Source organism: Absicoccus porci (assembly GCF_003725415.1).
GTDB lineage: Bacteria > Bacillota_I > Bacilli_A > Erysipelotrichales > Erysipelotrichaceae > Absicoccus > Absicoccus porci.
Map to the genome: position 1 here is coordinate 205,293 of NZ_RJQC01000001.1, position 13,321 is coordinate 218,613.

At 39.9% G+C, this 13,321-nt stretch carries 8 protein-coding genes; 2 read left to right on the forward strand and 6 right to left on the reverse strand.

Annotated features, from left to right (window positions below):
* Positions 1-6: 6 nt before the first annotated feature.
* Genes gltB through EDX97_RS01150 form a run of 3 tightly spaced genes read right to left on the reverse strand, consistent with a single transcriptional unit; the run spans position 7 to position 8,157 of the window.
* Positions 7-4,467, reverse strand: a complete 4,461-nt coding sequence (gene gltB / locus EDX97_RS01140) for a glutamate synthase large subunit (RefSeq protein WP_128519368.1) — start codon at positions 4,465-4,467, stop codon at positions 7-9.
* 11 nt (positions 4,468-4,478) lie between these two features.
* Entirely contained in the window at positions 4,479-6,062 is a 1,584-nt protein-coding gene (gene asnB, locus EDX97_RS01145) for an asparagine synthase B (RefSeq protein WP_128519369.1), read from the reverse strand.
* Positions 6,063-6,072: 10 nt separating this feature from the next.
* On the reverse strand, positions 6,073-8,157 hold the full coding sequence (locus EDX97_RS01150) for a glutamine synthetase III family protein (RefSeq protein ID WP_128519370.1): 2,085 nt from the start codon (positions 8,155-8,157) through the stop codon (positions 6,073-6,075).
* A 195-nt stretch (positions 8,158-8,352) separates the two neighbouring features.
* On the opposite strand from EDX97_RS01150, the gene EDX97_RS01155 reads away from it, so the two are divergent.
* Together EDX97_RS01155 and EDX97_RS01160 are read left to right on the forward strand one after the other, a co-directional pair.
* On the forward strand, positions 8,353-9,507 hold the full coding sequence (locus tag EDX97_RS01155) for a glutamine synthetase family protein (protein ID WP_128519371.1): 1,155 nt from the start codon (positions 8,353-8,355) through the stop codon (positions 9,505-9,507).
* 12 nt (positions 9,508-9,519) lie between these two features.
* Positions 9,520-10,089 carry an ANTAR domain-containing response regulator gene (locus EDX97_RS01160; protein ID WP_128519372.1) on the forward strand — a complete coding sequence of 190 codons (570 nt, stop codon included), beginning with the start codon at positions 9,520-9,522 and terminating at the stop codon, positions 10,087-10,089.
* Positions 10,090-10,100: 11 nt separating this feature from the next.
* On the opposite strand, the gene EDX97_RS01165 is transcribed toward EDX97_RS01160, so the two are convergent.
* The 3 genes from EDX97_RS01165 to dapF form a co-directional block, all read right to left on the reverse strand.
* Entirely contained in the window at positions 10,101-11,702 is a 1,602-nt protein-coding gene (locus EDX97_RS01165; RefSeq protein ID WP_128519373.1) for a CTP synthase, read from the reverse strand.
* 115 nt (positions 11,703-11,817) lie between these two features.
* A complete protein-coding gene (gene dapD / locus EDX97_RS01170) occupies positions 11,818-12,504 on the reverse strand; it encodes a 2,3,4,5-tetrahydropyridine-2,6-dicarboxylate N-acetyltransferase (RefSeq protein WP_128519374.1) in 687 nt (228 codons plus the stop codon).
* On the reverse strand, positions 12,501-13,265 hold the full coding sequence (gene dapF / locus EDX97_RS01175; RefSeq protein WP_128519375.1) for a diaminopimelate epimerase: 765 nt from the start codon (positions 13,263-13,265) through the stop codon (positions 12,501-12,503). Before dapF ends, dapD begins: the two co-directional genes overlap by 4 nt.
* Positions 13,266-13,321 lie beyond the last annotated feature (56 nt).

Here is a 13,321-nt window from a genome sequence, read left to right on the forward strand (position 1 = left end):
ATCCTCCTAATCATATAATTGCTCAAAGGCTTTGATTTGAGCTTCTTCATGATTGTAGCCCTTATCTTCTAATGCTTTGATCATTTTTGAAATCTTCGCGAAATCTTTTGGCACGATCTTTTTAAATTGAGGAAGGGAAGCCTCATAATTGGCCAATATTTCTTTTGCCACTTCGGAATGTGTCATTTCAACATGTTCCTTTAAAATGGCTTGTAGCGTTTCAATATCATTTTTCATTGTGACTGGTTCCATCGAAACCAAAGTAGGATTCAATTGTTTGTAGAGCTCATGATCTTTATCCCATACATAAGCAATACCACCACTCATACCAGCCGCAAAGTTTTTACCAGTTTTACCTAAGATAACAGCCATACCACCGGTCATATATTCTAGACCATGGTCACCGCAACCTTCACAAACAGCTGTAGCACCGGAATTACGTACACAGAAACGTTCACCAGCAATACCACGAATGAAAGCTTTACCACTGGTTGCACCATATAATGCAACGTTTCCAATGATCACATTGTCTTCGGCTACCAATGGACTTGATGATTGTGGACGGATGGCAAGAATACCACCACTTAAACCTTTACCAAAGTAGTCATTGGCATCACCATGTACGGATAAGGTTTCACCTTTTGGCAGGAAGGCACCACACGATTGACCAGCGCCACCACGGGCAACAACTTTAAAGGTATTGTCTTTGTATGGACGATGTTGTTGTGTGATCGTAGAACCCAACAAAGTACCTAACGTACGATTGGTCGAAGAAATTTCAATCGACACGGTTTTTGGATCCCCCGTTTTAAATGTTTCTGAGAAAGCTGGAATCAATACTTTCGCATCGACTGTGCGATTCAGTTGTGGATCCACTTTCTTTTCAAAATGCACAGGTTGTGGTTTACGCAAAATCGCTGCATAATCCAACATATTTTGACGTGCATTATTTGAAGTACGGACTTTTAGACATTCACTATGTCCAACCATTTCATTCACACTATGGAAGCCTAATTGGGCCATGATTTCACGTAATTCTTGGGCAATAAATTCCATAAAGTGCATGACATATTCTGGTTTCCCTTTGAAGCGTTTGCGCAATTCACTATTTTGAGTCGCAATACCAAATGGACAAGTATCTAAGTTACATACTCGCATCATACGACATCCCATAGTAACTAATGGTGCTGTCGCAAAACCAAATTCTTCTGCACCTAATAGACATGCAATCGCAACATCGCGACCGCTCATCAATTTACCATCGGTTTCGATGGCAACACGATCTCTTAATCCTTGTTCAACTAAGGCTTGATGCGTTTGTACCAAACCTAATTCCCAAGGCAATCCGGCATGATGAATCGAACTCATTGGTGCAGCTCCGGTACCACCATCAAAACCAGAAATCAAGATGACATTGGCTCCGGCTTTGGCAACACCACACGCAATGGTACCGACACCACCTTCAGAAACCAATTTGACAGAAACACGTGCTTTATCGTTCGCATTTTTTAAATCATAAATCAATTGGGCCAAGTCCTCAATCGAGTAGATATCATGATGAGGAGGTGGGGAAATCAAAGCAACACCTGGCGTTGAATAACGAGTTTTCGCTACCCAAGGATATACTTTACGACCAGGCAAGTGACCACCTTCACCAGGTTTTGCACCTTGGGCCATCTTGATCTGAATTTCTTTGGCAGAAACTAAGAATTCACTCGTAACACCAAAACGTCCCGAAGCCACTTGTTTGATGGCACTGTTTTTGATCGTTCCATAACGAGAAGGCATTTCGCCACCTTCACCGGAATTGGATTTACCACCCAATCGGTTCATCGCAATAGCCATACAAGTATGAGCTTCTTCTGAAATCGAACCATAACTCATAGCACCAGTCTTGAAGCGTTTCACAATATTTTCGACTGGTTCTACGTCTTTGATATCAATTGGTTTTCGATCCGAAACCAAGGCAAAATTGGAACGCAATGTGTGTGGATCATCCGGATCATTGACACGTGCTGTGTATTCTTTAAACAAGGCATAATCATTGGTTTGTGTCGCTCTTTGTAGTAAGACGATCGTTTTTGGATTGTACAAATGCGATTCTTTATTGGCACCAGAACGATTCTTATGGAATCCTGGACTATCTAAAGTTGTATCACAAGATAATCCCAATGGATCAAAGGCTTTATCATGGTGATAGGCCAAATCTGCTTCAATTTCTTTTAAGCCAATACCACCAACTTCGTTGATCGTATTGGTGAAATATTCATCCACAAGATCTTGACTTAAACCAATGGCTTCAAAAATCTGGGCGGATTGATACGATTGTAACGTTGAAATACCCATCTTAGAAGCAATTTTGACAATACCATTCATGATGGCTTGGTTGTAGTCTTTGATAGCTTGATAGACCTCAAAATCCAACATGTCTTTTTCGATCATTTCTTGGATGCATTCATGGGCCAAATATGGATAAATGGCAGTGGCACCAAAGCCTAACAAACAAGCAAATTGATGGACATCTCTTGGTTCACCAGATTCTAACACAATGGAGATAGCTGTTCGTTTTTTGGTGCGAACAAAGTATTGATCCACTGCAGATACAGCCAACAAACTAGGGATGGCCATATGATTTTCATCCACACCACGATCGGATAAGATCAAGATGGATGCACCATGACGGTAAGCACGTTCACATTCAATAAACAAATGGTTAATCGCTTCTTTTAGAGGCATACCTCGATAGAACAATAAAGAGATGACTTCATTTTTGAAGCCTTTTTTATCCAATTCAAGGATTTTCAACATATCACGTTCATCAAGGATTGGGTTATTGATTTCCAATACGCGACAGTTGGAATCTTTTTCTTGCAGGATATCACCACTGGCACCTAAATAAACCGTTGTATCGGTTACGACTTTTTCTCGTAAGCTATCCATTGGTGGGTTAGTGACTTGAGCAAACAATTGTTTGAAGTAGTGGAACAACAATGGATGTCGTTTACTTAATACAGCCAATGGAATATCGGTTCCCATCGAAGCGATAGGTTCCGTCTTCTTTTCAATGGTAGGTACGATCGTTTCAATCACATCTTCATAGGTATAACCAAAGGCTTTATATAATTGATCCCGTTCGGTTTGTGAATACATATGAGATTTACGATCCGAAGCTGGAAGATCACCTAAATACAATAAATTTTGATTTAACCATTCGCCATATGGATTTTGGTTCGCATATAGCTTTTTGATTTCTTCATTGGAGATGATACGTTTTGATTTTGTATCCAATAGTAAGATTTGTCCTGGACGCAAACGATCTTTCTTTACGATATTTTTTTCAGGAATATCCAATACACCGACTTCACTGGCTAAGATCAAGGTGTGATCTTTGGTGAGGTAATAACGACAAGGACGCAAACCGTTACGATCTAGAGTTGCACCGGCAATATCACCATCACTGAATAAAACAGCGGCTGGACCATCCCATGGTTCCATTAGGGAAGCATAGTAATGATAGAAGTCTTTTTCTTTTTGATCGAGTGGTACATGTTTCCAAGGTTCTGGAATCGTGATCAAAACGGCTTTAGAAAGAGGCATACCATTCATCATCAAGAATTCCAACGTATTATCTAACATAGCGGAATCGGATCCATTCGCATCGATGGCTGGTAAGATCTGATCGCTATATTTTTCCAAGAATGGACTATCCATACTTTCTTCACGAGCACTCATACGTTTGAAGTTACCACGAATTGTATTGATTTCACCATTGTGTGCAATCAAACGGTTTGGATGAGCTCTTTGCCAAGAAGGTGTGGTATTGGTTGAGAATCGGGAATGGACGATTGCAATGGCACTCTTATACGAGCAATCTTGCAAATCTTGGTAAAATAAACGCAACTGATTGACCAAAAACATTCCTTTGTATACGATTGTGCGACATGACAAAGAGCACACGTAAGTTTCGGGTGCGCTCTTTTCAAATTCTCGGCGAATGATATACAACAATTGATCAAATTCAAAATCCGTCATATTCGGATTGGGTTTTTTAATAAATGCCTGTTCAATGTATGGCATACAATCCAATGCTTTTTTACCTAAGATCATTGGTTTACAATTGACGGTTCGCCAACCAAGTAATTGGGCATCGTGACTATTGACGATGGTTTGAAATAAACGTTTGGCTTGATTTCTCACAAGATATTTTTGAGGGAAGAAAAACATTCCCACTCCATATTCTCGCTCATTTCCTAATGGAAAAGGAACTTCTTTGGAGAAGAAATCATGGGAGATTTGAAGGAGAATTCCAACACCATCTCCAACTTTACCAGAAGCATCTCTTCCGGCACGATGGTCTAATTTTTCGACGATTTTTAATGCAGCATCGACAACGGTATGGGTCTTTTTACCATCGTAATTGACAACCATACCAATTCCGCAGGCATCATGTTCTAATTGTTGATTCATATAAGTCCTTTCTATTTTCCACTATCACCATAGTTAGAAAGTACACGAGCAGAAGGGTCTTCTACATCGCATCCTGGCCAAGTTTTATTTGGCATCCAGAAATCGATGATCATATCACCTTGTCCTGGATAATATTTCTCGAAAGTCTCACGATAGAACAGTGATTCTTTCGTTTTTGGTGGTACATGTAAATATTTTTTTCGCAATTCTTCAAATTCTTCATCGGTGTATTGGCTTTCGGCATATTCGCAAATATCATCTTTTAGGGAATGACCAACGGCATCGGAGAAAGCGGCTTTTTCACGCATCAAGATGGAATAAGGAAGAATTTTATCGTCTTCAAACGCATGACGAAGCAAATATTTACCTTTATTATATGTGTTCATCTTCAATTTTGGATCAATTTCCATCACATATTGTACAAAATCTAGATCGCCGAATGGCACACGGGCTTCTAACGAGTTCGAGGCAATACAACGATCGGCACGTAATACATCATACATGTATAATTCACGCATTCGTTTTTCGCTTTCTTTTTGGAATTCTTCCGCACTTGGTGCAAAATCAGTATATTTATAACCAAAGAGTTCATCACTGATTTCACCAGTCAGCAATACACGAATATCCGTGTTTTCATGAATATATTTACATACCAAATACATACCAATCGAAGCACGAATGGTGGTAATATCATACGTTCCTAAAATATGAATGACAGGTTCAATGGCTGCAATGACATCATCTTTGGAAATGATGACTTCCGTATGATCGGAACCAATGTAATCGGCTACTTGTTTGGCATATTTTAAGTCAATGGCATCGACATCCATACCAATCGCAAAGGTACGAATTGGTTTTTTGGATAATTTGGCAGCAACGGCACAAACCAAACTGGAATCTAAACCACCACTTAATAAGAAGCCAACAGGGGCATCACTATCTAAACGCTTCATGATACCATCCTCTAGTTTGTCATGGATTTCTTTACAGATAGGTTCGATGGAACCCGTATGCATCGTTTTTGTTTCGGTTACATCGTGATAGCACACAAACTGACCATTGTAGTAATAATGTCCAGGAGGAAACGGAATGATCTTGTTCACAAATCCGACTAGGTTTTTGGCTTCGGAAGCAAAGACAATGGATCCATTTGGGGTATATCCATAAAACAATGGACGAATACCGATAGGATCTCTGGCGGCAATGATTGTGTGGTTGGTTTCATCGTATAAGATCAGGGCATATTCAGCATCTAATTTGGCGAACATATCCAAACCATATTTCTCATACATTGGAATCAAAATTTCACAATCACTATCGCTAGAGAATGTGTATCCATCTTGAATCAATTCATCTTTGATGGGGCGAAATCCATAAATTTCACCGTTGCAGACAACCGTCTTGTCATTCAATTGAAAGGGTTGCATGCCGGCTTCGGTCAAGCCCATAATGGCAAGTCTTTGGAACGCAATCTTGCCGGCTTCGACCGAAAGGATGCGTTGGTCATCTGGACCACGAGAATGCGTTGGTTCCAACGCTTTCTCAATGGTTTTCATATCTACATCTTTATCAAAATAACCCAAAATGGTACACATAATTTCCTCCTTAAATGATACCGAACAATAGTTTACCGTAAGTAGGGAATGGCCATACTTCAGCAGATACTAATGTTTCTAATTTGTCGCATGGTTTACGCAATGTGCTCATGGCTGGTAAAATCGCATCACGAACATAGTTTGCGGCTTTTTCAAAGTCTTCTGTTTCTTCTAATGTTTTGACTTTGGCTTCCAAATCTTTCAAGGCTACATAGGCTTTATCTAGATAGCTTGAAATTTCATCCAGATTGGCTTTTTCATACGTGGCACTTACGCCCGTTTGTTTCTTCAATGCCAATGTATCAGCCAATGATTGTGTATATTTAGAAACAGCAGGCAAAATGTCTTTACGTGCCATACCAACCATTGTACGTGCTTCAATCAATACGATTTTAGTATACTCTTCCATCGTGATTTCGTAACGAGAATATACTTCTTCTTTATTCAAAACGTGTTGACGTTCAAATAATTCGATGTTTTCTGGTTTGATGGAATATGGCAGAGCATCTGGTGTTGTTGGCAAATTCAATAAGCCACGAGATTCTGCTTCACCAATCCAGCTATCATCATAACCATTACCATTGAAGATAATGCGTTTGTGTTCTTTGATCGTTGTTTGAATCAAAGTATGTAACATATCTTCGAAATTATCGGCTTTTTCCAATGTATCTGCAAATCCTTCTAAGACATCGGCAACAGCGGTATTCAACATGATGTTGCATCCGGCAATCGATGAATTGGATCCTGGCATACGGAATTCGAATTTGTTTCCCGTAAAGGCGAAAGGACTTGTACGGTTACGATCGGTCGCATCTTTCTTGATCTTCGGTAAAATATCAATTCCAACACGCATACGTTCTTGTTTCTTTTGACCATATGGTTGATCCGTTTCGATGGCTTTTAAGACATCGGTTAATTCATCACCTAAGAACATAGAAATGATAGCAGGAGGAGCTTCGTTCGCACCTAAACGATGATCGTTACCAGCTGTGGCAACACTCAAACGCAATAAGTCTTGATGTTCATCAACGGCTTTGATGACAGCACTTAAGAACAATAAGAATTGAGCATTTTCATAAGGTGTATCACCTGGCTCTAACAAGTTCATACCTGTATCTGTAGATAATGACCAGTTGTTGTGTTTACCAGATCCATTGATATATTCGAATGGTTTTTCATGCAATAAAGCAACCATTCCATGACGTTTTGCGATGCGTTGAATCAATTCCATGGTCAATTGGTTATGATCGGTCGCAATGTTTGTGGTTGAGAAGACAGGGGCTAACTCAAATTGAGCGGGAGCAACTTCATTGTGTTCGGTTTTGGCATACACACCCAATTTCCATAATTCAGAATTCAATTCTTGCATGAAAGATTGTACACGGGTTTTGATTGTTCCAAAATAATGGTCTTCCAATTCTTGACCCTTTGGACATGGGGCACCAAATAAAGTACGTCCAGTATACAATAAGTCTTTTCTTTGTTTATAGTCTTCTAGATCGATCAAGAAATATTCTTGTTCAGGACCTACGGTCGTACGTACCGTTTTTACATCATCGTGTCCAAACAAATGTAAAATACGAAGAGCTTGGGTATTGATGGCATCCATGCTTCGCAACAATGGCGTCTTTTTATCTAGGGCATGACCTGTATATGAATAGAAGGCAGTAGGAATACAAAGCACGCCATTTTTAATAAAGACAAAACTCGTTGGATCCCAAGCCGTATAGCCACGGGCTTCAAAAGTAGCACGTAATCCGCCACTAGGGAAACTAGAAGCATCGGGTTCTCCTTTAACTAATTCTTTACCAGAGAATTCCAAGGAAATACTGTGATCTTTGCTTGGATTCAAGAAACTATCGTGTTTCTCGGCAGTGACACCGGTTAATGGTTGGAACCAGTGTGTGAAATGGGTAGCTCCTTTGGATAGGGCCCATTCTTTCATTCCATGAGCCACGGCTTCAGCAATTTTTGGATTTAATGGTTTTCCTTCGCGAATCGTTTTTTCCATTTCTTGGAATGTATCTTTCGCAAGGTACTCTTTCATTTTTGCTTCATCAAAGACATTGGAAGCAAATACATCAGTGATTGGCATAGTGTTCCTCCTTATTTTTGGATATAAAAAAACGGCGACGAAGACAGAAGAAAAGTTTATTCGTCAGGCTTCGTTGCCGTTTCTATGTCTACTATTTTACACGGTTCGTTTCTTTTGTCAAACATATAATGAAAATATTTTACATTTCATTGAAAACACGATGAAAATAAGGTATATTCCAGTAGAGGTGAGTCTATGTATACAAAAGAAGATGTTCTTGAATTTGTTGAAGAACAAAATGTGAAATTTATACGTTGTGCGTTTTTTGATGTACTCGGAACGCAAAAAAACGTGTCGATACAACCCAGCCAATTAAAAAGAGCATTTGAAACGGGTATATCTTTTGATGGCAGTGCCGTAACTGGTTTTAATGATGAAAGTCATAGTGATTTGATCTTAAAACCCGATCCAAACACTATGACCGTATTGCCTTGGCGTTCAATCGATGGTTTGGTCATCCGTATGTATTGTACGATTTATGATACGGATGGATCGTTGTATAAAAATGATACGCGCTATTTATTGAAACAAGCCATTCAGAAGGCAAAAGATATGGGCGTTTCCATTCATGTGGGAAATGAATTTGAATTCTATCTTTTTGAACAAGGAACGAAAAATCCGATGGACCAAGCCGGATATATGGATATTGCACCGGATGATTGTGGTGAAGATGTCCGTCGTCAGATTTGTTCGTATCTTTCAGCCATGGATGTGGAACCAGAAGCCAGCCATCACGAACAAGGACCGGGACAAAATGAAATTGATTTCCGCTACCAAGATCCATTGATTGCGGCAGATCATGCAGCTACATTCCGTTGGGTCGTTAAGACGGTAGCCCAATCCAATGGCTTAACGGCTGATTTTTCACCCAAACCATTGGAAGATCAGCCAGGTAATGGTATGCATATGCATATTTCTACCAATAACAATATGGAAGCGTTTTTGGCTGGCATCTTAAGACGAATCAAAGAAATCACGTTATTCTTAAATCCAGGTGCGGATTCGTATTTGCGTTTAGGCCAACAAAAAGCACCGCGTTATATTAGTTGGGGATATGCCAATCGAAGTGCATTGGTTCGTATTCCTGCGGTTGGTACCAAGCGATTTGAATTGCGTTCACCGGATTGTTTGGCCAATAGTTATTTGGCATATACCGTATTAATTTATGCGGGATTGGAAGGTATTGAAAATCAGACAGAATTAATGGCACCAACCGATAAGAATATCGAAGTGGATGGTGGCGTATTTGAGCATTTGCCTTTGTCTTTGGATCAAGCCAAAGAAATGGCTTCACACAGTGTATTTGTGAAGAAATATGTACCAGAAAATGTTTTAAAGAGTTATCTGTAGGAGGAAAGGGCCATGCGTACGAAAGTATTTGTACTCGCGACCCATCCAATGAAGTTCTCACAGATCCTACCTTCAACGGTTTATAATCCATTGGAAAGTTTTAAGAGTGTTTCGAGTTTGAAACAACAATTACGCATACAAAGACCGGATATCTTGATCATTCAAGAACCCATCGATGAAGGGGTTTCTTGGCGTCTAGCGTATGAATGGAAACAAGCGATTGGTTGCGAAATTTTATTGATGGTTCCATTGCGACAATATGATCAGATCGTGTATCAATTAAATGGTTCTGGTGTCTTTGTGGTTTCGGATCCATCCAATGCGCAAACGGTGTATCAAGCGTGTGAGCAATTAAGGATCAAGCGTGAAGAAATTCAAAAGTATCAAGGGGAAATCGAGCGATTAAAGAAGAAGATCCGTAATGATAAATTGGTCAATCGAGCCAAATTGGTATTGATTGAAAGTTATCATTGGTCGGAAGAGAAGGCACATCATTATATTGAACAAATTGCGATGAATAATTCCATCACCAAAGTGGATGTAGCCAAAGAATTATTGAAAAATGTGGATGAAAAAAAGTGAGGTCAATGATCTCACTTTTTTGCAGCCTTTGATGCAGCAACAAATCCTTTAAATAAAGGATGTGCGTTGTTTGGACGGGATTTAAATTCGGGATGGAATTGAACACCAATAAAGAATGGATGATCTTTGGCTTCAATGGCTTCCACTAATTTCTTATCGGGGCTAGTACCAACGATAGGGATACCGGCTTCCTCGAATTCAAAGCGATAGGCATTATTGAATTCGTAACGATGACGATGACGTTCTTCAATGATTTCTTTTTGGTAACAATGATGGATGTGGCTTTCTTGTTTTAAACTGCATGGATAAGCTCCTAAACGCATGGTACCGCCTTTGCGGATATCGTTACTTTGATCTTCCATAAAATCAATGATCGTATGTTGGCTGGTTTCATCAAATTCAAAGCTATTGGCATCGGCATAACCCAATAGGTCACGAGCTACATAAATAGCCATGATCTGCATACCTAAACAAATACCGAAATAAGGAACTTTGTGGGTATAGGCATAACGAGCGGTTTCAATCATACCTTCAATACCACGTTCACCAAAGCCACCAGGTACGATGATACCTGTTACGTCCTTAAATGTTTCTTCAACATTTTCTGGCGTAATTTGTTCTGAATCGATCCAATGAATATGGACGTCGGCACCATTCGCAAAGCCAGCATGATATAAGGCTTCGGATACAGATAAATAAGCATCATGCAGTTGGACATATTTACCAACTAGGGCAATATGAACAGGATCTGTAGCTTGATGGATGGAATCAATTAAGTTTTCCCATTCTGTTAAATTAGCGGGGCGAACTTCACAATTTAATTTCTTACAAATGGTATCGGCTAAATGTTGTTTCTCTAACATTAGAGGTACTTCATATAAGGAACTTAAGGTACGGTTTTCAATAACACATTCTTTTTCGACATTACAGAATAAGGAGATCTTATCTAATACGGACTGTGGAATTTCATGATTGACACGAGCAATGATAATGTCTGGGTTAATTCCATAAGAACGTAATTCTTTGACACTGTGTTGGGTTGGTTTGGATTTAAATTCTCGCGATCCTTCCAAATAAGGGATATAGGTAACATGGATAAATAAACAATTTTCTTGTCCTACTTCCAAACGAACTTGGCGAATGGCTTCCAAGAAAGGCAAACTTTCAATATCACCGGTCGTACCACCAATTTCGGTGATCACAAAATCGGCATTGGCATGTTTACCGGCTTGGTAAATGAAATGTTTGATTTCATCCGTGATATGAGGGATGACTTGGACGGTTTGTCCTAAGTATTTTCCTTCTCGTTCTTTATTGATGACATTGGAATAAACTTTACCGGTTGTTAGGTTGGAATATTGATGAAGATCTTCATCGATAAAGCGTTCATAATGGCCTAAATCTAGATCGGCTTCCAATCCGTCATTGGTGACATAAACTTCACCATGTTGAAGGGGAGACATCGTCCCAGGATCGACATTAATATATGGATCGAGCTTTTGTGAGGTAACGCGATAGCCACGGCATTTTAATAAACGACCAAGACTTGCTGCGCTGATGCCTTTACCAATTCCAGAAACAACACCACCAGTTACAAATATGTATTTTGTCATGATTGACCTCCTTATTATCATGAAAAAATCCGGTCAGTAAAAAGACTGTCCGGAAGGGCTTCTTTGCCGAAAAAAATCAACACATTCATGTTACCATGAAAAAAATCGATGTCAATTAGATTTGACGGAGTGCGTCAACCAATCCAGTTTTTTCTTCGGTTTGTTCATTTTTGGCTTTGATGACACGAGCTGGATTGCCACCAACCACTTGGTTTTCACCAACATCTTCTAAGACGATGGCACCAGCACCTATGACAGCTCCTTTACCAATGTGCACACCTTCAATGACTACGGCATTCGCACCAATTAATACATTATCTTCGACGATAACAGGGGTTGCACTGGCTGGTTCGACAACGCCGGCCAAGACGGCTCCAGCACCAATATGACAATTGTTTTTGACGATGGCACGACCACCTAATACTGCGCCCATATCAATCATGGTATTATCACCAATTTGGGCACCAATGTTAATAACGGCTCCCATCATGATGACAGCGTGATCACCGATTTCGACATTGTCACGGATAATAGCGCCGGGTTCAATACGGGCATTGATATTTTTGGTATCTAATAGAGGGATGGCGGTGTTGCGTCCATCGTTTTCCATATATAGATTGGTAATGTTGTCTTTTTGGGCTTCTAAAACCGGTTGAATATCTTCCCAAGGGCCAATGGCTACATGGCCAAACACTTGCACGGTTTCAGGGAATGGAATTGGTTCTTTGGCGTTAAAATACACTTTTACAGTTGTTTGTTTCTTTGATGTTTGAATGATACGAATAATTTCTTCTGCGTTCATGCGGTTTCTCCTTCTAATATTTTTTGGGCAGGACCGGTCATAAAGATCCGGCCATCGGGATCGATATCAATGTGTAATTGTCCTTTGATCAATTGTACATTGACCGAATTTGCACATTTTCCTAAGGTATAGGCCGTATACACACTGGCACAAACCCCGGTTCCACAAGCTAGGGTAGGGCCACAACCACGTTCATATGTGCGAATGGATAAATGGGTAGGATCTTGAATTTGCACAAAGTTCACATTGGTTTGTTCGGGATAGTTCGGATCATGGCAAATGTCATGGCCAACAGTTTGGTCCCAGGGTTCAAATAGAACGGTATGGACAGTGGATACAAAGCCAGAATAACAAGTATGTGGACCAATTTGGATAGGCCATTTGTCTTTATATTCTTCGGCATATCCCATATCTACGCGAACGAGGAATGGATCTTCCGATTGGCGATAGACGACTTTTTTTCCAGCCAGTGTTTGGACAACGAGCTTTTCGCTTCGATCGATGTTTTCGTCAAAACAATATTTTGCGAAACAACGGATGCCATTGCCACACATAGGGGCTCTCGATCCATCTTGGTTGTAGTAGACCATTTCTAATGGATTGGTTTTGACAAAGATGGCGCCATCGGCACCGATACCAGTATGTCGATCACAAACGGATCGAATAAAGGATACAATATCTTCGTTTTCTACGTAGGAATAGCGTGTAATGATAAAGTCATTCCCCAATCCGTGATATTTCGTGATTGGAATGGATTTCATAGTTGGATTCTCCTTTGTTTAAACCCTATCATTGATTGAAAAGAATTTCAATTATC